Origin of the sequence: Edaphobacter modestus (genome assembly GCF_004217555.1) — a bacterium.
Lineage (GTDB): Bacteria > Acidobacteriota > Terriglobia > Terriglobales > Acidobacteriaceae > Edaphobacter > Edaphobacter modestus.
In genome coordinates this window covers 4813035-4834445 of the sequence record NZ_SHKW01000001.1, presented here as the reverse complement: position 1 = coordinate 4834445, position 21411 = coordinate 4813035, and the positions used below count along the sequence as shown (strand labels likewise).

Genomic DNA, 21411 nt, shown 5'->3' with positions numbered 1-21411 from the left:
AACTTCGCCCGGCCCTTGAGCATCGCGGAACGCACCCTTCTCCGGCCAATCATCGCAGCACAGAGTCGGGGCGTAGCGCAGCCTGGTAGCGCACCTGCTTCGGGAGCAGGGGGTCGGAGGTTCGAATCCTCTCGCCCCGACCATTTAGAAATCGAACAACTTACGGGGATGTCTCTCTTGCGGAAAATTCTAAGGCAGGGGGTCAGCCAGTGCAAGGAATTCAGGCCCACGATGACTCACAAAGTTGTTACGTCATGCCCACGAACTCCGCCGAATTCGACCATGCGTAAAACAATTCTTGGCTGTCTGGATCACGAAACCATGTCTCCCGCCACGTCTTACCAAGGTTCCATTCCCAGCTCACTTTCGTCCCAACAAACATCTGCCTTGTAGTGGGGTGAATCTGCGTCGAGGCGGATGGCCGACCATGCTGGTCTCTCGCGCGCAATACGACGCCCTTGGCATCAGGTACAACAACTTTTCCGTCAGGGTCGGAATAAAGAGTGACGTCTGTCCGAACGACCTCATATGAGCTGCGGTGAATTGACCGTAGCATGGTTAGCAGGACCAAACCCTGACTAAGAGCTTCGGTGGTCAACGCTGGATCTGCGTCAGTGTGGACGATCATGGTTCTTATCGTCATAAATTTGTCGAGAGATTCGGCCAGTGCGGCGGGCATAAGCTCCCTTTCTCGCAGCAACTTTAGGCCCTGTTGAGGAGATGTATAACTAGAAAGCAATCCCGAACTCGCAACAATTTCTTTTATCTCTCGTTCGATATAGACCGAAGTAAGGAGCACGCCTGCTTCTGGGGAAACGACCGCCCTCTCTCTGATTCGAGCCACTGGATCGTCTTCAATCTGTGGTTCACGCAGCTGCTTATGTTCCTTGGATGTAACGCTTGTTTGAATACTAAGAACTTGCGATTGCGCTTCCGAGCTGGTTTCGCGCAGTTCAGCGAGTTCCAGTTTTATCCCCAAGACATCCGCGCCTCTGACTCGATTCAATGCACCGGGCAGAACACCAAGCAAGGTTCTTAACTCCGACCTAAACGTCAGCGTCAGATAAAAGATTAGAGCGGGCCACGCAAACAGAGCTACAGCCTTAGTTATTTCGATCATCAGACCTACGTTCATTCCACAAATCCTATCAGCGGTTAGTCAGCCTCCTAACGATGCGCTAGTACACCGGACGCGATATGCGGATGCTGCGTAAGCTCCGCTTATGCATCTGCTCGGGTCGGTTGATGGCTATGACTCCCGGCTCGTTCTGGAACAGTGACGTGATGGTGTCTCGATGGAAAACCCCTCATCGCGGCGACTTCATCGCAGGTAAATGCCATCTTGTTTATAGTACGTCCCGTTATCTCGTCCACTTAGCCCATCCACGTAAACATATTTATATCAATAGTTTAGATGACGCATAGGGGGTATTGTGTTCTAAGCCTCTGCGCCCCAAACTGGACCATATTTTTTGGCGTTTATAAATGTTCGCCCCATCTACAACGTGAGCACTATCGACCGCAAAGATATGCGTGAAGCGCTTTAGAAGCAAAGCACACGGACACGCTGCAAAAGCACTTCGAGAAATCACTGAGGAAGATGAACCGATAAGCGAACACAAAGCGAACAAACGCTAAACGAATTTATGTCGCCTATTTTCAATAAGATGACCCATTCTAGTGCATTTAATAGAGGGACTTTTTATGACAATCGATGCAATTGATGAGTTAGTAGCGCGATCCAAACCGCACCACGAACTAGCAAGATTCCACCGCTTCCACCGGGAACATCCCGAAGTGCTCGACTTCCTCGTGTCGGAGATCCGGCTCCGCATCGAGCGAGGCTTTGGTGCGTTCTCGTTCGCTAGCTTGTGGCATTACTCGCGGTGGAAGTTGGAGATGAAGTCCGGCCCTACTACCACGTACCTTATGAACGATCACGCTACCCCCTACTATGCGAGGGCCATTCTAATTCTGCACCCGGAGTTTAACGGGCGAGCTGAATTGCGAACGGCGACACCCGACAGAGTCTTCGGCACCGAACTTGAACCACTGCCGAAGAAGCGACAGAAGGGCTATGCAAGGCGGCTCCGATGGGCCGATGGTACGCCAATTGAGCTTGGGTGGAGGCCCACACAACCGCATGTTGTCGCGTACGCCCCGGCTACCAGGGCCGACATCCATCCGAGGGAGATTGTGTAATGGGGACTCTAAGGTGGACAGATGGCCACGGGAAAGAAGTGAGCCGTCAAACAAATCTCACAATCAATATTGAGGACTTCAAAGGCACGCCCGGCTATCCGTGGCTCGTTATCGCGGCTAACCGGCACCTCTCCGTCGATGTCTTGGAGATGTGGCTTAGGGTAGAGGGCGAGAACTACGAGCGAAGCCGAAGTTGGATAGCTCGGCGTCGTTGGATGTTTGAGGACCCGAACAACGTCAACAAGCCGGGGAGCAAACCGAATGCGGACGGCAAAGACGCCCGTGCAATCGCGATCATGCGTGAGAACCCGAAAATGTCGGTCCGAGCATTAGCTCGACTGCTGTCTAAGAGCGGAATTAGGCGGGGAAAGGATTGGGTCTTGAGGCATCGGTGCGACTAGGTCGCGGCATGTCTGATGACCACCCATATAAAGAGATACAGAGATACCGGACACCACCCACGCCCCCAACCCCCGTCCCCCCCAGTCCGACTCCCTTGAGGGTCGTCTGACAGGGTGGACAGGGATCGGGATTTGGAATTTATATAAACGATGGGTAACGATGATTAATTAGTGACTTGCTATGGAACGCCCCAATTTTGTGGAAACAGTCAGGGCGTCCCTGTGTTATGGTTCCGCTGTGACTTGGATTACTTGCGCTTGTAGGTTTCCGTCTCAGTCGTCTTCGGGTGGCTCTTCGCGTACGTCTCGGTCACGAACTTTCCGGACACTGCGCTGCGGTTTACTTCGATTTTCTTGCTCATAAACTATTGCTCCTGTGATTAGGGTTAGTGTGAGTGAGGTCTCCTCGGCGGGGTTACAGCCCCGCTGGGGAGCGATAGCCTTGACGCATCTTGCTGCAAACTATCGCCTTTTCTTCGATAGTCAATGGTGAGGATATACAACTTTCGCGGTATGTCAAGCATAAGGCACAACATCTTGTGTAAATCGAGTGCCTAATGGACAGCTATTGGGTGCTGTGCGCAGACGTCGGCAGGTCCGCCCGGGTGGTGGGGGGTGGGTCAAATCTTGAGGGACATCCCCTTAAAAGAGCGCCGCAATTCCCAAATTTACATACACAAGAATATATTCGATAAACCAACAGCTGTTGCCTAAGTTCAATGAATCGTTCTAATTTTCGCTAATTATTCGTATACGGGAGTTTGTGAGCGGCGGAGGGCTTTTAAGGGGAGGTCCCCAAGATTTCGACCCGCCCTCCCAAGCTTAATCAGGCAGGATTCGAAAGTCATTCATACCGCTGAAGATACTAAAGGTATGTTTTAGCAGCGTTTCTCCAGTCCGGGACTCGATCACCTTTACAGTAATCGTGACATTTCCATCAAATGTGTACACCTTTTCTTTGAGAGCCGGTAAAACTCGGCTGCGCTCGATGGCGGCCTGACGTTGCGGCGTTCGTTCGTTCTCAAATAAATGCCAATGAAGAGCGGGCATTGTCCCAATAAGAATCCCTTTCTCAGCCTCAATGGCGACATTCACATTGCATAATTTTTCTTCCATCCAATAAGCTTTCGATATGTGGGCTTCAACCTGCCCGTTTCCACTAGAAAATTCAATTGACGCATAGACAAACTCAGCGACAGCGCCCTTTTCACCGTGGTCTGCCGCTTGGTTTTTCAAATAGAGAACGATTGCGCTAGCTCCCAGAGAATCAATATCCCACCTGCCAAAAGGACTGTAGCTTACTCCCATTTTTTGGACACGCGAACACCGCAGTTTTGGACGCGGGCGGTTTTGTTCCGCCGTCGAATTTGTTGTTTCTTTGCGCTCTCCCACTATTGCGTGTTCCGTTTGATTGTTAAATACGGGAGCAAAAGTCAGTGCCCCTATTGAGGGTGAGGCCGAAGAAAGCGTAGCTGTAGGTGGCTCATGATAGACACCAAATAGTCGCTGCACAAACGGCCACTGCATCGCAGCGAATAAGCAGGAAACGCCAGCCATCACGTAGAACGCCGCAGCTAGACGCGGGTGCAGATTACCCCATGTTGGATTGGTCTGCAGATATAACCCGATTGCAATGCTAATAATCGTACCGGCAGACCCGCTGATTTTTCTTTGGGCGCTTTCTTGCATGGACCCATTTTCAGCTGGTTGTCTCTGACCGTAAAGTGATTGATTCAGTTCGCGATGGATACTCCCGTAAAGGGCGGTTAGCGGTCACAGTACGGACCGCTAACCGCCCTTGGCTATACCCCAGCTACGGTTTTGAAAGCAGGCTCACCCGCTCGTGTACGGCCTGAAGATCGGTCGTAACGAGATTGGCGTACATTCGAGTCATATCGAGGCTGCTGTGACCGAGGACTTTTGCAGATGGAATACGGAGCCACCGCGACGAAGGTAGTTCACCGCGAACGTATGCCGGAACGCATGGAGGGTTCGAACAGGCGGGATAACCCCTTGTCGCTCGCAGTGGATCTTTATGTCTCGAAGCATGTCCCTGCGACCTAACGGCGTATGCATTCGGCTGGCGAATAGCGGATGGTCCGGCGAGTGGTTCGACTCTTTGCAGTACAGGAACAACGCCCGCCGCAGTTCGAAGCTAAAGGGGACGACACGCTGCTTTCGCCCTTTGCCGTCGAGCGTCACTAACAGATTGTCGAAGTCGATGTCTCGCACTCTCACGCCAAGGGCTTCACTAATCCTCGCGCCGGTGTCCAGGAGGAATAGCGCGAGCAGATGTGTGCGTCGTTGATACTTCCCTTTCGGCTTCGCCGCGACGAGCCGTTTAATTTGCGCCTCGGAGAACGTGGGAAGCACCTCTTGCGGCTCTTTCAGCTCTTGTATTCGTGGGTGTTCGCATCCCGATCCGCATTTGCGCTTCGTCCCACTGTTCCAATGCATATAAGAGTTGATTGCCCTAATCGCTACGTTGCAGCCCGTGGCCTTGCGGCCTCGCTCACGCATCTTGATTACGGTTTCGATGAGTTGCTCTTGCGAGGGCGACTCGCAGGGCAACAAACAAAGGCTCTCGCGATACCACTGTATGGTTGCGGACGAGACATTGTGAAGGTATTGACGTTCACGCAGGAATTGCTCAAAACGTGGTTCCATGTTTCCTCACTCAGGGATGCAAAGTGAGAGACAAACCATGTAAGTCGTTATTAATTAGCAACTTGAAGTCTTTCCTGCTTCGGGAGCAGGGGGTCGGAGGTTCGAATCCTCTCGCCCCGACCATTTAGAAATCGAACAACTTACGAGCGAACTCGCAAATCCGCGGTTCAGGCATGACGCAGGAATCGCCGAATGGATATCATCCGGCTGGAACCGCGCATTTGACCACCGTCGCTCTTGAACTGGCTTCGAGCCGTCCCGTCGAGCGCCCCGCCCCTAATAAGATGCATGCATCACAATTGCCCTCCCAAACATCTACTGAGTAACCCACACCATGGGTTCAAAGGGGGCACCTATGGCCACCTTGCCCACTGCCGTTCAGACTCGCCGCACCATCCCACCGAGCATCCACTCCTCCTGTGAATTCGTTCAGGTCCTCATGAAGCTGCAACGGGCCGCGAATCTGATTACCTCCACGCTCGACCTCGATGCCCTGCTCGATCGCGTCGTCAATGACATCTCCTCCTCCATTGGAAATGTGGAGGTTGCGGTATGGCTCCGTGCAGGCGATACAGACGATATGGTTTTGCAGGGAGTGCGCGGCTGCACAAAGCACAAGAAAGGTCAGCGGCTGCAAATTGGGCGACAGGGAATGGTCGGCCACGTCGCAGCCACGGGCAAGATGTACTATGCGCGTGACGTCCGCCAGGACCCTTACTATATCGCCTGCGAGCCCGCCACCCGCTCTGAAGTCAGCATTCCCCTGAAGGCCGCCGGTATGGTCATCGGCGTCTTGTCCGTCGACCATCGCCAGATCGACGCGTTCTCCGATGACCAACTCACGGTGCTTCAGGCGCTTGCTGGCCACATCGCCATAGCCATTGAGAACGCCCGGCTCTTCCGGGTGGAGCGCCTTCAGCGCGAACGCATGCAGCAGGAGTCCGACGAGGCCCGCGCCATCCAGCAAGCGCTCTTTCTGAAGCCCGTGCCGCTCATCCCAGGCTTCGCCTTTGAGACAGCCTGGCATCCTGCGGGAGCTGTTGCAGGCGACTGGTTCGACTTCATCGATCTCGGGGATCAACGCTACGGTATCGCCCTGGCGGATGTCTCAGGAAAGGGTATGTCCGCCGCCCTCCTCATGTCCGCGACCCGGGCCATCCTGCGCTCGATCGCGCCTCTCTACTCCTCGCCGGAGAAGACCCTCGAACACCTCAACCGGACACTCATGGAAGATTTTCCAGCAGGAAAGTTCGTCACCATGGTCTACGGCGTGCTCGATGCCGGTTCTCGCGAGCTTACGCTGGCCAGCGCCGGACATCTTCGTCCCCTGCTCATCAATCATGATTGTTCGTTTCTGGAATTGGATACCGGCCTGCCGCTTGGCCTCGGAGTGTCCTCGTACCCACAGTGCATCCTTACGCTCAACCCCGGCACCCAACTGCTGCTTTATACCGACGGCATCACGGAAGCCATGGATAAAACAGAGGAAGAGTACGGTCCGGCTCGCCTCATCGAGCACTTTCTGCGGCCCGAGGCCTGCGTCGACGGCCTTATCGCGGAAGTTCAGCGCTTCGGCGCTGGATCGGATCGAACCGACGATGCAACAGCCGTCCTCATCCGCAGCCGCTAAACAGCAGACGAAAATAAGATCTCCCAATGCACGGGGGGACCGCTAACAACCGGAAGCGGTCATAGCTGAATCGTGAGCTAAACTTCTTTTTAACTTCCGTAGCGGTACTATCCTTGACAGGATGCCGGAAGCCGCCCAATCCACGTCTGAGACCTTCACCCTCTCCGGCGCCGTCCACGTCCTGCTCCAATTCGACGTCTGCGAAGAGATCCGCCTCGACCGCCTCCGAGATCTCCTCAGCGCACCCACCGTTCAGCAACCCGCTCTCAAACATCCCGCCCCCGGCTACGTCCGTTACAAACGCCCCCCGGTCGTCGAGCCCACCGAGCCTTTTCTCCTCGATACCGGCGAGCGTCTCCTTGGCGAAATCAAGTACTACGACTATGGAGTCGTTAGCGTCGTCCTCCAGCTTCCCTTCTCCGGCCCATGGGAGACCCTCATCGCCCTCGCCGGTCGCTGGGCATGGGAGATTGACTTCGCCGCCCACGCCTCGCAAATCGTTCGCCTGCGCCTCCAGGCCGCCGCCCCCGCGCTTATCAAGCCCTACGCCGACTGGCTCTCCGAGGACTACCTCATCGTCCACGTCCGCCACATCACCGGTTCCCCCGCCGCCGCCGATCTCATCGCCGCCCACGGCTCCCGCATCGCACAGGTCGTTCGCGGAGACACCCTCCCGCTCTCTACCCAGGAGTGCCACGAGGTCCTCCAGTCCAGCATCTCCTACTACCCGACCGATCTCACCGTCATCGGATGGAACGCCGCCTTCCTCTACGACACTCCAGCCGGCGCCGAAGCCGCCATCCAGTTGCTCGAATATGCCAACTCCCAGCTCCTCGAATTCCGCCACTACGACGAGCTTCTCACCCAGGTTCTCGATACCGTCTACGATTCCTTCGAGCAGCCCTCCAACGTCTTCACGCGCTGGCGCCGCGCCGGTTCAGCGAATCGTCTCCACACCGTTCTCCTCGAGGTCATGGAGCTCACCGAACACGCCGACAACGCCATCAAGTTCCTCAGCGACATGTTCGCCGCGCGTCTTTACCGCCTGGCCGCAGCCAAGGTCGGCGTTCCCGACTACAAAGACCTCGTCAAGCAGAAGATAAACACCGCCGAAGACCTCTATCGCTTCATGGTCGATCAGTTCAACCAGAGCCGCGCCTTCTTCCTCGAGTCCGCCGTCGTCATCATCCTCGTCATCGAGCTCATCTACCTCTTCCGCGGCAAAGGCCTCTAAAAGTTCAGATAGACCGGATTCCCCAGCACCAGCAGTCGCCCATTCTCTCCACGAACATTCACGCGAACCCAATGCCGCTCGCCATCCGAAGGCTCATCGAACTCCCGCGTCTCCCGTGCATTCTTCGCCACCTCGCCAAGCGGCTTCACCACACCATCTCGAACCACCTCGGCATGTGCTCCGGCAAGATTCAGCATCGTCAGAACAAAGTGCACATTCGTTCCGCTGGAAGCCTTCAGCGCATCTCCCATCACCGCGCTCTGAGATCCCGCTGTCGCCGTAAACTCGATCGCGCCATCCCCTGATCCCTGCAGATCGACGAATACATGGCCTGCGCGGATTCCTTCAAGCACCGCTCGCTCTGAAAGATTCGCAGCGTACACCACCGTCGTTGGCTTCCCTATCGCCGACTGATAGGACGCGTTATGATTGTCGCTTCCGCCAATCGCAGTCACCCGAAATCCATCGTTCAGACGCTTCTGCCAGAACGGAACTCCCGACTGCGGTCCATCCATCGACCCGCCATTGATCGCCTCAATCACATGCACGCGGCTGAAGTCCGTATCCTTCACCGACCAGCCGCAGCCCATGCATGCTGCACCCGTAGGCGATCCCGGATGATTGATCGAGAGCAGCGCGTGCTTCTTCTCCACATCGTTCAGCAGATCGTTGAACGTTGGAACATACTTGCTCTTCAGCCGGAAGTCGATAAACTCCGTCGTGCCGAAAACATTCGCGTGTCCATCGAAGGTCGTAATCTCTCGCCCCGGAATCAGTAACATCTTGTCGAAGTAAGGAGCCAGCTCCCGCATCGCGTCAAAGTGCGAGACTGTGTTGTGATCCGTGATCGCGATAAAGTCCAGCCCTCGCGCGCGTGCCGCTTCCACTGTCTTGAACAACGGACAAGGCACCTTCTTCCCTGCCTCACTCACGCAGCTTCCGTCGCTGTGAGCGTCATGCAGGTGCAGGTCGCCACGAAACCATCCCGGACCTTCGCGCACCGGCTCCGGAACAGATGCCGCGCCAAACCCCGACGCTCCAATCGTCTCTCCCTCACGCCCGAAGTACACGTTCGCCACGTACTCGGACTGCACCCCGTCTGGCATGCTCGGCACGCCAAGCAGCAGCTTCCAGACTCCTGGCCTCACCGGCCCCGGCAGATACGAAGGCGTCGCATCCGACTCCGAGACCGTGAACGCGCTCTTGTTTCCTCCGCTCCATCCGCGAAACCTCTCGTTGTCCAGCAGCCCCAGGTCGATCGTCGCCTTCTTCTCGTGACCGGTATAGTGGAACTCCACACTCACCCGCATAACGCCTGCAGGCACCGTGAACGGAACCTCGACATAGGTCTCACGCTGCGCCTCAGTAATCGTCCCCTTCAACACCAGATCAGGCTTTCTCTCCTGCGCAGCAGCTTCTACCCACCCCATTGCCACCACCGCAAACACCCAGAGACAGACAACTGACCTTCGCGAAAGCCATCGACTCACCGTATCCTCCATCGCTTGCGCGGCCACAAAACTCCGCTGCGCAGCAGCACCATTAAACACAATCAACGTAATCCTGAAATCAACAAAGTCAGACAATACGCGTGGAGACCGGATGATCCCCTACTTTGCCAAGAACCCCGCTCACGGCATGGAGGACGGTTGGGGGCAGTTGAAGAAACTCTCGAGAGGGCCCGGGATAAGCCGCGCCTCTCTCTTCGATCCAATTCATGTCTTCAAAAACTTCAACAGCGCTCTGAAATAGTTCTGCTGGTCGTCATACATCGCAAAGTGACTTCCCGTCTCGGAGTTCCACGACGTCCCTTTCGGCATCAGCGTTGCCATCCTGCGCATATCCTCAGGATCCATCTCGTCGTACCGAGCGCCCATGGTTAGGGCACGCACTTTAATCTTCGGAAGATCTGCCCAGCGGTCCCATCCCTTGAGCACCCCGGTCACTTCGAACTCACTTCGCCCCTGCATCGCGTTATAGACATGCTGGTTCAGGCCATCGAAACTTCGCAGAACCGGATCGGGCCAGGGGTCCAATCGGCAGATAAAAACTTTATAGAGCTTCTCAATGAGAAGCTTCTGATAGGCAGGGTCTTCCGTAGTTCCGGCCTTCTCATACCGTTCCAACTCCATTCGAACCGCTTCAGGCAATTCTGCCCGAATCTTCGACACGTGCCTCAGATAGGAATCACAGCTCGCAGCCATATTCGAGATCACAATGCCCTTCAGGTGCTGCTGATACTTCAGTGCATACTCAATCGCCAGAATGCCTCCCCAGGAATGGCCCAGCACATAGAACTGGTCCAGCCCCAGCCCTTTCCGCACCGCCTCTACTTCGTCTGTGTATCTTTCAACAGTCCACAACTTCGGATCGTTCGGCTTGTCGGAATTGGTAGAGTCAAGCTGGTCGTAGTAATAGAACTCGATATCGTTCTGCGGCAGGAAGTCTTCGAAGCACTCGAAGTAGCGATGATCTGCGCCCGGACCTCCATGCAGCAACAACACCTTCGTGCTTCCGTTCCCAACTTTTTTCGTCCAGACCCAGTGGCCGCCGCCAATCTCAATACGCCGGGACCCGCCAACATGCACCATGTTGGCAGCAGGCATCTTCAACTCTTGCGCCGCCGGTGTAGCGGACACCTGCGTGGCAGCAGCAGCCGTTGCGGCCATAGCACTCAAGGAGAGAAAACTTCTTCTTTTCATCCTTTCAATCGTAATTCCTGCGAACAGCAACAATGTCTCCAGATTGTCGCTACAGACCCGACTGGACGGAGACAAACGCGCTGCAGTTTCGTTACCGAACTCGCTCCGCTACGTGCATTTCGTTCTTGGCACGCCCCCTCCATTTACGTCTCAGGCATATCACGTGGTAAACATGTTGACGGCCCGGAGCATTCCCTGCTCTTCGCAGTAGAACAAGGATTCGCATGATACGGTTCTTCCTCACCGCCGCCCTTTGCAACGTGCTCGCCGCTGGGCCGGCGCTCTGCCTCGCTCAATCCAGCTCTCAACGCGATCGTCCTCAGGAGGGTGGCCAGCCTCCCGCCTCGGGCGGCGTCAACACCGGCGGAGCGCACTCGGCAGTCTACGATCAGCAGCATCGCCCCATCACGGCCGGTGGCTTTGTCAAGAACGGCCCCGTCGTCTTCGAGGACATCACCGCGAAATCTGGCCTCGCTACGTGGACCCACACCATGGGAACACACGAGAAGCGATTCATTCTCGAGGCCAATGGCTCCGGCGTCGCCCTCATCGACTACGACAACGACGGCTGGCTCGACATCTATCTGGTCAACGGCTCTACCTACGATGCGCTCGACGGGAAAGCCCCCGCGCCTATGGCCGCACTCTTCCACAACAATCACGATGGAACTTTCACCAACGTCGCCAGCGAAGCCGGGGTAACGAACCAGCGCTGGGGATTCGGTGCAGCCATCGCCGACTACGACAACGACGGCTGGCCCGACATCTACGTCTCCAATTTCGGCAAGAATCGTCTCTACCACAACAACCACAATGGAACCTTTACCGACGTCGCAGAAAAAGCCGGCGTAACTCTCGGCAACTGGTCAACGGGAGCCACCTGGGGCGACTACGACGGCGACGGCAAGCTTGACCTCTTCGTCCCGGGCTACATTCACTACGAGGTCGCCACCGCGCCCGCGCCCGACAAAAAAGATACCTCCAACAGCTTTTGCCAGTTTCGCGGCGAAGACGTCATGTGCGGCCCACGCGGACTCAAGGGCGAATCGGACCATCTCTTTCACAACAATGGAGATGGCACCTTCACCGACGTCAGCGACAAAGCCGGCGTTGCCGACAAGAGTGCCTATTACGGGCTCGCCTCCGTCTTCGTCGACATCAACAACGATGGCAAGGTCGACCTTCTCGTCGCCGACGATTCCACCCCAAACTATCTTTATCTCAATAAAGGCGATGGCACCTTCGAAGATGTAAGCTACGCCTCCGGCTACGCCCTCAACGAAAGCGGCCGCGAAACCGCATCCATGGGAATCGCGATAGGAGACTATCGGAATACCGGTCTCGTCGATCTCTACAACACCACCTTCTCCGACGACTACAATCCGCTCTACCGCAACGACGGCAACGCCAACTTTACCGACATCAGCTATCAGCTCGGCCTCGCTGAACCGACGATTCCCTTCCTCGGCTGGGGAGATGCATTCCTCGATTTCGACAATGACGGATGGAAGGACCTGATCCTCGCCAACGGTCATGTCTATCCGATCGTCGATCGCATGCCCTGGGGAACAACCTACGCACAACGTCCGTTGCTCTTCCGCAACCTCGAGGGCAAAAAGTTTGAACTTGTTCCCGCTGTAGAAGGCTCGGGGCTTGCGCGTGTCGTCGCAGGGCACGGACTCGCCGTGGGCGATCTGTTCAACGATGGAAAACTCGACGCAGTCATCAACGTGATCGACTCACATCCGCTGCTGCTTCATAACGTCTCCCCGGATAAGCATCATTGGATCGAATTGAAACTGGTCGGTGGAGCGAAGAGTCCGCGCGATGCCGTCGGGGCCACCGTTTATCTCGCTGCAGACGGGAAAAAGCAGCGCGGCGATATCATCTCCGGCGGCAGCTATGCCTCCACCCACGATCCTCGCCTCCACTTTGGACTGGGAAATGCCACCGCGATTGACTCCATCGAGGTCCACTGGCCCAGCGGAACGGTGGAAAAATTCCCCCAGATCAAACCAGATCAGATCGTCACCCTGACCGAGGGCAAAGGCGCGCAACCTTAACCCCGCCTCAACCTTTTGATGGATAGCCAACTCCCTCTCCGGTTGAATAGAATCGGCGGGCGATGAAACTCAGTTTTATGTCCCGGCGAGTCGGGCGAGTCCTGATCGGGGCTCTTACAGGCGCGAGCGCGGTGTGCTTCCTCATCGGTGCGCGCACCCCCACGGCGTATGCCAATAACGATCCCGCCCAGCCCTCGCAGCGAAAAATCTACTCGCAATCCGTCACCGAAAATTACAACTACCGCTTCGGTGCGGATCATCCCTTCCTTCCATCGCTGGCCGCGACCGATACCGGCGAGTTCATCAACCCCAAAGCCTTCCCCACCGCCAAATACTGCGGGCACTGCCATCAGGAGGCCCACGCCGAGTGGCGCCAGTCAGCCCACGCAAACTCTTTTCGCACCCCCTGGTACACGCGCAATGTAAACCTGCTGACCGAGGAGAAGGGCGTTGAATTCACACGCCACTGTGAGGGGTGCCACAATCCGACCGCACTGACCTCCGGCGCGTTGACGAAGGGCTCCCCCGTCAACCGGAAGTTCGACGAAGATGGCGTCACCTGCTCGGTCTGTCACGCCATTCAAAAGGTCGATACCCGCGGCACCGGAAGCTACGTCCTCGCGCAACCTGCCGTAATGGTCGATGAACAGGGCACTCCCATCTACGGCGAAGTCTCTGACAAACAGATTCTCACTCATCTCGACCTTCATTCGAAGGCCGTGATGAAGGATTTCTACCGCACCAGCGAGTACTGTTCCGCCTGCCACAAAGCCGCCCTGCCGAAGCAGCTCAACGACTACAAATGGCAACGCGCCATCTTCCTCTACGATGAGTGGCAGCAGTCCAGCTTCGCCAAACAGTCGCCGCTCCCCTTCTACACCAAGGACGCCGTCTCCAACTGCCAGACCTGCCACATGCCGCGCGAAGAGCTCACACTCTCCGATTCGGGAGCCAAGGATGGCAAGCTCGCCAGCCACCGCTGGTTAGGCGCGAACACCATCATGTCGAAGTTCTACAACTACGACGTGCAGATGGAAAAGACCGTAGCCTTCCTGCGCAATAACGTCTTCAACATCGACCTTTTTGGCCTCGAGAAGAACGGCGGCGCCATGACAGCACCTGTAGGCACCGAACCCATCTCCATCGCGGCAGGCGACACCGTCACCGTCTCCGTCATCATCCAGAACAAGGGCATCGCCCACAGTCACGTTCCGGAGCAACGCGACATGTATGAGAGCTGGGTCGAATTCGAGGCCAAAGATTCCTCGGGACGCATCCTCTCTCACTCCGGCGGTCTTGAAGCCAATGGCGATCTCGATCCCCGCGCCCACAGCTTCACCAATCGCCTGATCAACGCGAAGGGCGAGATCAATGCTCTCCACCAGGTCTGGGACAATCGCGTCGTCGCCTACAACAACACCATCGCCTCCGGGCGCTCCCAGATCGTGCGCTATCAGTTCCGTATCCCCCCGAATGCCAAAAGCCCCATCTCCGTCACGGCACGCGTAAACTACCGGCGCTTCGATCAGCACTTCATGGACTTCGCCATGCAGACGCAGCACTATCCCCAGCCAATCGTGGACATGGCCTCTCGCACCCGCACCTTCCAGTTGGGCGCAAATCCAGCCACGCCGCCGGATCCTGCGGATAACCCCCTGTGGATGCGCTGGAACAACTACGGCATCGCCATGCTCGACGCGCAACAGTATGCCGAGAGCGTGCGCGCCTTCGAGCAGGTGGCGAAGCTGCGACCGGACTACACCGACGCATACACCAACATCGCCATCGCCAGCTTCCAGTGGCAGCGTTACGACGATTCGCGCACCAACCTGGACAAAGCCCTGAAACTCAGCCCGCACAACGCTCGCGCGCTTTATTACCTCGCCCTCGTCGAGCGCAACCAGGGCAACCTGGACTCCGCTATCTCCGATCTTCGTGAGGTGATCACCCAGTTTCCGCGCTCACGCGACGCTCACCGCGAGCTCGGCTTCTCTCTCTACCAGCAACACAAATACGATGAGGCCCGCGCAGAGTACGAGACGCTCCAGACCATCGACCCCGACGATCTCGCAGCGCACTACATCCTCTCCATCGTCTATCGTCGCCTCGGCATGACCGAGAAAGCCTCCTACGAATCCGCAATGTTCGCCGACCAGAAGGACGATCCTACCGCCAGCACCTATGCGCTCGAGTTTCTGCGCCGTCACACCGACGTCGCCAACGAGACCGTCCCCTGGCATACTCATTCCGATCTCACGCCTGAATCTTCGCAACCGAAGCAAGGGGGAATGGCGGCCCAATGAATCCTCATCCTCTGCCTCTGCTCCTTCTCCTCTGCACCCCCGCCGCCTTCTGCCAACAGGACCCACCCGCCACCAATTCCACGAAGGCGACCAGTGACCCCCGTCTCCGCGGCGCCCTGGCCTTTACTGACAATGGCTGTCCTCAGTGCCACACCATCCGTCATCAAGGTGGCACCAAGGGCCCGGATCTCTCCGACGTCGGGCGTCGCCTCAATTCGGAACAGATTCGCACTCAGATACTCAAGGGTGGTAAGCAGATGCCCTCCTTCGCTCAGGTTATCCAAACCGCGGAAGCCGACGATCTGGTCGCCTATCTACACTCATTGCGTGAAGACGAGAAATCGGAGAAGAAGCAATAACAGCAGAAATCAGAAGACCCTGGCAGACAAACGCACTACCATGCATTCAGTCCTACACATGAGGTCTTCTCTCCATTGCGCACTTCCACGGCTGCACCTTTTGTTGCTGGTAGCCGTTTCGGTTCACCTGTCTGCACAATCTCCATCAAATTTCAGTCATCAATCCTGGACTACCGAAAGCGGTCTACCGCAGAACAGCGTCCACGCAATCTTTCAATCGAGAGATGGCTACTTATGGATAGCCACCGAATCCGGCATCGCACGCTTCAACAGTATCGATTTCAAAATCTTCCAGCACGAAACTGTCCCTGCCATTACAAGCGACGACATCTCCTGCTTCGCCCAGGGAGCGGACAACGACGAAGTCTGGATCGGAACCGCCGACGGTGTATTGCGCTACAACCACGGCTCGTTCCAGCACTACACCCAGGGCCTTCCATCTCCCAACGTTCTCTCCCTGGCCTCCAGAAACGGATCGACCTATGCCCTTACCGGCGGCGGGCTCGCGCGTTTCGACGGCAGCGGCTTCTCTCAAATTCCCACACCCTCTATCCCCACTGCGATCTCTTTCTCCGGTGACACCCTTCTGATCGCGACCCAATCCGGTCTCCTGCAATATCGCGGAACCACGGTTACACATTCCTATCAGCAGCTCATGCCTTCGAGCCAGGCCATTCGCGCCTTCGGCTACATGCCTGACCACACTTTCTGGCAACGCACCGCAAACGACCTCTCTTTTACAGCGAATGGCAACCCTCGGACGATTGGCCCTCAGGCGCTCAACCATTCCCGGGTAGAATCTTTCCTTCCTGGCGCTCGCGGCGGTTTCTGGATCGGGACCAGCAAAGGCCTCTATCATCTCGACACGCCCCTCTCGTCCCCGCTTCTTCAAAGCGATCTCGGCACAGACAGCATTCTTTCGTTGCGGGAAGATGCGGAGGGGGATCTGTGGATAGGCACCGAGACCAGTGGTCTCCACGTCCTGCGTCATCGCAACTTTCGTTCGCTCCCCGGTCTGAACGCCCGAATGGTCACCGCTCTTACTCAAACCGGCGACGGAGCTATGTGGATCGGTTCCAATGGCGACGGCCTCGATCGCTGGCTTGCCGGAGCCATACATTCTCTTTCCAGCCGCGATGGCCTTCTCAGTGACATCGTTCTCTCCCTCGCGCCCGGTCCCGGCGAAGACCTCTGGGTAGGCACCCCCGATGGACTCAACCATGTTCAGGGAGATCGCATCCGATCCTTCACCTCCGCCGATGGCTTGCCCGATGACTTCATTCGCTCTCTGCTTCTCGACAATGACGGAACTCTCTGGATCGGTACACGCCGCGGCCTCGCACATCTGGACGGACAAAGGATCACCACCCTCACCCATGCGGACGGTCTCGGCAGCGATCTTATCGGCGCACTGGTACGCCCCTCCGGATCCAGCGATCTATGGATCGCTACGCTCAACGGCTTGTCGTTACTTAACAATGGCACGATCAAAACCTTCACTACGAAAGATGGTCTCTCCGGAGACATCATCACGGCTCTGTATCCGGACACCCAGGGCAATCTCTGGATAGGAACGCGCGGAAACGGCCTCACCGTTCGGACCGCGAATGGCCGCTTTATCGCCTTTCGTCGCGACGATCTTCCGAATACGGTGGATTCCATCCTTGGAGATAACTTCGGCTCGCTCTGGCTCGGCTCAGCCCACGGAGTGTTTCGTGCGAAGCTCTTCGAGCTTATCGCCTGCGCCTCGGCTTCAAGCTGCACGCTGCACATCAACCACTATGGAACCCCGGATGGCATGCCCACAGAAGAAGTCTCCGCGATTGGCCATCCCTCCGCATGGAAAGCGGCCGAAGGATCCCTCTGGTTTGCGACCAGAAAAGGAGTCGCGATCATCGATCCTTCGCATCTGTTTCTCAACCGTGTCGCTCCCCCGGTTGTAATCGAGCGTTTCACGGTCGACGACGCGGAGCGATCCGGCGGCGCGAGCATTCCCCCGGGCCACAGTCGACTGGCCTTCGAATACATCGGCCTCAGCTTCGTTGCTCCCTCCCGCGTCCGTTATCGCTATCGGCTTGAAGGATTCGATAAACAATGGACTGAGGCGGGCTCGCGCCGCACCGCCTTCTACACCAACCTGCCTGCCGGAAAGTATCGTTTCCTGGTTCAGGCGGCAAACAACGACGGTCTCTGGAACGAACGTGGCGCAGAGCTCTCCTTTTCGATTCGCCCCCCGTTCTATCGCACGCCATGGTTCCTTCTTTTAGCCATCGCACTTCTGGCTGGACTTATCGTTCTGATATACCGTCTCCGTCTCCGTCGCGTCCGTTCGCAGTTCACCGCCGTGCTCGCAGAGCGAACCCGCGTCGCCCGCGAGATTCACGACACACTCGCCCAGAGCTTCGTTGGCGTATCTGTCCAGCTCGAGCTCACCACCCAGCTTCTTGCCCACCAGCAGAACGAGGCCGCTCGCAAGCAACTTGACCAAACCCGCGCGTACGTTCGCGAGGGCATCGCAGAAGCCCGACGCAGCATCTGGGACCTGCGCGCTGCAACCGCGCAAAATACACTGCCCACGCGTCTCTCCCAACTTGCCGAATCGTTTGAATCCAAGAGTCTCAAGCTTCCTATCCAGATCGGGGGAACCTATCGACCGCTCGATCCAGCCATGGAAAACGAGATCCTGCGCATCGCTCAGGAGGCTCTCACCAACGTCAGCCGGCACGCACAAGCCACCTCGGTTACCGTAAGCCTCAACTACGAACCAGATAGACTCACTCTTGTTATCGTCGACAACGGCCTTGGCTTCTCTCCTCAGGACGCAGAGAGGTTTTCCGCACATGGGCACTTTGGCCTGCAGGGAATGCGCGAGCGTGCTCAGCATATCGGAGCGCAGCTCGCCGTGATCAGTTGCCCAGGCGAGGGAACACAGATCAAGCTAACTCTTTCGCTCGATAATCAGAAAGGGGGATCCGCACATGTCTAAACCAATCCGCATTCTTGTCGTCGACGACCATCACGTCGTTCGCCAGGGCCTGGTTGCGCTTCTCAACATCATGCCCGAGATTGAGGTGGTAGGTCAGGCCGCCGATGGCGCTGAAGCCATCAATCTCCACCGCGCTTTGAACCCCGATATCACTCTCATGGATCTGCAGCTCCCCGGCATCTCCGGCGTCGAAGCCATTCGGCGCATTCGCAACGAAGATCCCGCCGCACGATTCATCGTGCTCACTACCTTCGACGGCGACGAAGATATCTACCGCGCTCTTGAGGCCGGCGCTCGAGCCTACCTTCTCAAGGGCATGACCGTCGACGAACTCGCCTCGGCCATCAAGGCCGTACACGCCGGAAAGACGCGCATCTCCCCCGCCATAGCGGAAAAGCTTGCCGGCAGAATGAGCGGACAGACACTCACGGCGCGGGAACTGAACGTTCTGGAACGCATCGTCGCGGGCCGCTCCAACAAGGAGATCGCCTCCGATCTCAATATCTCCGAAGCCACCGTGAAGACCCACATCAACAGCCTGCTTGGAAAGCTCGGCGTCGGCGATCGTACTCATGCCGCCACCGTCGCCATCCAGCGCGGCATCGTTCACCTCAGATAACTCAGGCAATCATCATGCGCCCACACAAACTCTTCGCCTCTCTGCTCGGACTCTCGATTACGTTGTCATCTCCGCTCTGCGCGCAGTCCAAATCCTCATGGCGCGCCGCTACCACGGGAGAGCTAACCGCCGCCCTTCCCGCACGCGCGCCCGTCGAGAGAGAGCGGATCGAAACCGAGATGCGCACGGCCTCGGGAATCATCGATACACACGGAAGACTGATTGCAGGAGTTGTACTCATTACGGCGGGATACTCAGCCGAGGGCAAGTATTCGCACTATCTCCTCGTGCAGGCCCCCATCTCTTTCGAGAACGTGGCTCTATCACCAGGTTCTTACGTCATCGGATGGACTCGCAAGGAAGACTCGCTCTCCGTAGCCTTCTACGATGCGGCCACAGGAGTGAAGCGCGGCACTGCATCCGCTCATCACCTCGAAATCGGTTCCCGCGTCGAAAGCTTCCGTCTCTGGCCGCCCGCCGATCACACCTTCCTGCAGATCGGCCGCTTCGCTATCCCGTACACCCTTCAGGAATAAAACCTGGTCAATTTCCGGACGCGGGTTTCTGTTCAGTGGCTGTCTGTCCCTTGCGAATCTCCTCGCCCAGCAGAATTGCCTCGGCGATCTCGAGCATCGACTTTCTACGCTGGCGGCTCTCGCGCTGCATCATCCGATAGGCTTCCTCTTCTCCCACCCGCATATCGCGCTGTAAAATTCCCTTCGCCCGTTCTACCGCCTTGCGAGCCTCCAGCCTCCCGGCCAGTTGCGCATTCTCATTCTCCAACCGCGCTCGCTCCACCTCAGCTCCCACCAGGTAGCCAATCGTCGACAACAGGCGGACCTCATTGGTCGTGTGCTGATACGAAAGCCGATGCTGAAGATTGATGACACCCACAACCTTACTCGCGCACAGAATCGGCGTGGACAACATCGCTTCGAAGCGATCTTCCGGAAGATTTTTGAAAGGCTTGAAGCGAGGATCTTCGGACGCATTCGACGCCAGCGCCACCGGTTCGCGATGCTCGGCCACCCATCCCGTAATGCCCTGCCCCATCTTGATGCCCAGATGATCGACCACATCCGCGTGCGGATTCTTCGAAGCCCGCAGCGTCAGCTTCTCCCCCTCCAGCACATAGATAAAACACGAGTCGCAGGGAATCACCGTCGTGACAAAATCAACGATCCGCCCCAACACCTTGTGGAACGAGTCGGCAGAAGCGATGCGGCTCGTAATCTCATGAAGAAAATCGATCGGGGCGATCGCATGATTATCCAGACGAGACTCTGCCGGCTGGGTCACGCCATTTGCTGCCTGCGGAATAGCGACCAGAAGTCCCGCCTCCCGCGTCGCCAGGCTGCGAGCCCCATTGTTCTTCTTCTCCTCCACCAGCTTGCCGGCCAATTGCGCCGCCTCGTTCACCAGGAACCCCATCTTTGGATGCGAAGGCTCAAAATCCGGTGTAATCCCATACTGATGAAGAGCCTCGGTCGTCGTCGGCCCGATGGAAGCGATGACCACGGATCGAAGTCCCGTTCGCAGCTCATCGGCCGATTCCATCTGCGCAGCCACCTGGAACAGGTGAATCACCTGCACAGACGTGGTGAACAACACAACATCCACGCCACCGCTCGCCACACTCAGAACAGCTTCGCGCAGGGGGCGTAGATCCTCAGGCAGCGCCCACTGATACACCGGAACCTTGGTCACAGATGCGCTCTTTTCAGCCAGCGTCTCCAGCAGCTCGGGGTTCGAAGTGCCGTATTCCTGCACGGCAACCCGGAATCCCGTCAGCGCTTCTCCAAACTCTTCCTCGAGCGCGGCGACCATCTCGTGCCATGTATTGGGCTCGGGAGCGACGACCGCAATCGGAATCCCAAACTCCTTTAGAGCTGCAACTGGCTTCGGTCCACGTGCGGCGACGCGGGTCTTCTTCAGCGCCTTCAGAAACGTCTCGCGCTTGCCCGCCTCCTCCACAATATTCACCAGGAATCGCATACCCACGCCGGTAAGGAAGATCACAAGGTCAAAATCCCCGGCAATCAGCCTGTCGGCAAAATCCAGCGCCAGCCGGTTCGACTCCAGGGACACCTCGCGCATCGCCGGGACCACAAACGGCTCCCCCCCGTACGTCCGAATCAGCTTCGTCATCTCACTCGACCGTCGCGACTCGAGTGAGAGAATCCTCAATCCATCAAAGCTTGCAGGTGCCATCACGAACTCCCAAAAGCCACGAAAGCGGCGGGTT

Annotated in this window: 16 protein-coding genes and 1 tRNA gene; 11 read left to right on the top strand and 6 right to left on the bottom strand. The window is 57.1% G+C overall.

Going from position 1 to position 21411, the window contains the following annotated elements; all coding sequences use genetic code 11:
* Positions 1 to 66: 66 nt before the first annotated feature.
* Positions 67 to 143: transfer RNA gene (locus tag BDD14_RS20405), tRNA-Pro, on the top strand.
* A 104-nt stretch (positions 144 to 247) separates the two neighbouring features.
* On the opposite strand, the gene BDD14_RS20400 is transcribed toward BDD14_RS20405, so the two are convergent.
* Positions 248 to 1135: a hypothetical protein gene (locus BDD14_RS20400; protein WP_130420712.1), complete on the bottom strand. Its 888-nt coding sequence runs from the start codon at positions 1133 to 1135 to the stop codon at positions 248 to 250.
* Positions 1136 to 1704: 569 nt separating this feature from the next.
* Between BDD14_RS20400 and BDD14_RS20395 the strand changes: the two genes are divergently transcribed.
* Positions 1705 to 2202: a hypothetical protein gene (locus tag BDD14_RS20395; protein ID WP_130420710.1), complete on the top strand. Its 498-nt coding sequence runs from the start codon at positions 1705 to 1707 to the stop codon at positions 2200 to 2202.
* Entirely contained in the window at positions 2202 to 2603 is a 402-nt protein-coding gene (locus tag BDD14_RS20390; protein WP_130420708.1) for a hypothetical protein, read from the top strand. Before BDD14_RS20395 ends, BDD14_RS20390 begins: the two co-directional genes overlap by 1 nt.
* Before the next feature lie 822 nt (positions 2604 to 3425).
* Here BDD14_RS20390 and BDD14_RS20385 read toward each other — a convergent pair.
* Together BDD14_RS20385 and BDD14_RS20380 are read right to left on the bottom strand one after the other, a co-directional pair.
* Positions 3426 to 4292 carry a hypothetical protein gene (locus BDD14_RS20385; protein ID WP_130420706.1) on the bottom strand — a complete coding sequence of 289 codons (867 nt, stop codon included), beginning with the start codon at positions 4290 to 4292 and terminating at the stop codon, positions 3426 to 3428.
* 201 nt (positions 4293 to 4493) lie between these two features.
* On the bottom strand, positions 4494 to 5270 hold the full coding sequence (locus BDD14_RS20380; RefSeq protein WP_130420704.1) for a tyrosine-type recombinase/integrase: 777 nt from the start codon (positions 5268 to 5270) through the stop codon (positions 4494 to 4496).
* Between the two features lie 355 nt (positions 5271 to 5625).
* On the opposite strand from BDD14_RS20380, the gene BDD14_RS20375 reads away from it, so the two are divergent.
* Both BDD14_RS20375 and BDD14_RS20370 read left to right on the top strand, forming a co-directional pair.
* Positions 5626 to 6900: a GAF domain-containing SpoIIE family protein phosphatase gene (locus BDD14_RS20375; RefSeq protein WP_165420177.1), complete on the top strand. Its 1275-nt coding sequence runs from the start codon at positions 5626 to 5628 to the stop codon at positions 6898 to 6900.
* Positions 6901 to 7021: 121 nt separating this feature from the next.
* The gene (locus BDD14_RS20370) at positions 7022 to 8134 is read left to right on the top strand and encodes a hypothetical protein (RefSeq protein WP_130420700.1); all 1113 of its coding nucleotides are present in this window, start codon (positions 7022 to 7024) and stop codon (positions 8132 to 8134) included.
* Here the strand turns inward: BDD14_RS20370 and BDD14_RS20365 are convergent.
* Together BDD14_RS20365 and BDD14_RS20360 are read right to left on the bottom strand one after the other, a co-directional pair.
* Entirely contained in the window at positions 8131 to 9624 is a 1494-nt protein-coding gene (locus BDD14_RS20365; RefSeq protein ID WP_242618087.1) for a CehA/McbA family metallohydrolase, read from the bottom strand. The genes BDD14_RS20370 and BDD14_RS20365 overlap by 4 nt on opposite strands.
* Before the next feature lie 225 nt (positions 9625 to 9849).
* Complete coding sequence (locus tag BDD14_RS20360; protein WP_130420698.1) at positions 9850 to 10836, bottom strand: proline iminopeptidase-family hydrolase; 987 nt, start codon at positions 10834 to 10836, stop codon at positions 9850 to 9852.
* Between the two features lie 224 nt (positions 10837 to 11060).
* Here BDD14_RS20360 and BDD14_RS20355 point away from each other — a divergent pair, with 224 nt between their 5' ends.
* The 6 genes from BDD14_RS20355 to BDD14_RS20330 all read left to right on the top strand — a co-directional run bounded on the left by BDD14_RS20355 (position 11061) and on the right by BDD14_RS20330 (position 19702).
* Positions 11061 to 12899 (top strand): CRTAC1 family protein, encoded by a 1839-nt coding sequence (locus tag BDD14_RS20355; protein ID WP_130420696.1) that lies wholly within the window; start codon positions 11061 to 11063, stop codon positions 12897 to 12899.
* 77 nt (positions 12900 to 12976) lie between these two features.
* Complete coding sequence (locus BDD14_RS20350; protein ID WP_130420694.1) at positions 12977 to 15202, top strand: tetratricopeptide repeat protein; 2226 nt, start codon at positions 12977 to 12979, stop codon at positions 15200 to 15202.
* A complete protein-coding gene (locus tag BDD14_RS20345) occupies positions 15199 to 15561 on the top strand; it encodes a c-type cytochrome (RefSeq protein ID WP_130420692.1) in 363 nt (120 codons plus the stop codon). The genes BDD14_RS20350 and BDD14_RS20345 overlap by 4 nt, the downstream gene beginning before the upstream one ends.
* A 58-nt stretch (positions 15562 to 15619) precedes the next feature.
* Positions 15620 to 18547, top strand: coding sequence for a sensor histidine kinase (locus BDD14_RS20340; RefSeq protein ID WP_165420176.1), 2928 nt, complete (start codon positions 15620 to 15622; stop codon positions 18545 to 18547).
* Positions 18540 to 19166: a response regulator gene (locus BDD14_RS20335; RefSeq protein WP_130420688.1), complete on the top strand. Its 627-nt coding sequence runs from the start codon at positions 18540 to 18542 to the stop codon at positions 19164 to 19166. Before BDD14_RS20340 ends, BDD14_RS20335 begins: the two co-directional genes overlap by 8 nt.
* A gap of 14 nt (positions 19167 to 19180) precedes the next feature.
* On the top strand, positions 19181 to 19702 hold the full coding sequence (locus BDD14_RS20330; RefSeq protein ID WP_130420686.1) for a hypothetical protein: 522 nt from the start codon (positions 19181 to 19183) through the stop codon (positions 19700 to 19702).
* A gap of 7 nt (positions 19703 to 19709) precedes the next feature.
* Here BDD14_RS20330 and BDD14_RS20325 read toward each other — a convergent pair whose 3' ends face one another.
* A complete protein-coding gene (locus BDD14_RS20325; protein WP_130420684.1) occupies positions 19710 to 21377 on the bottom strand; it encodes a uroporphyrinogen-III synthase in 1668 nt (555 codons plus the stop codon).
* Positions 21378 to 21411: the final 34 nt, after the last annotated feature.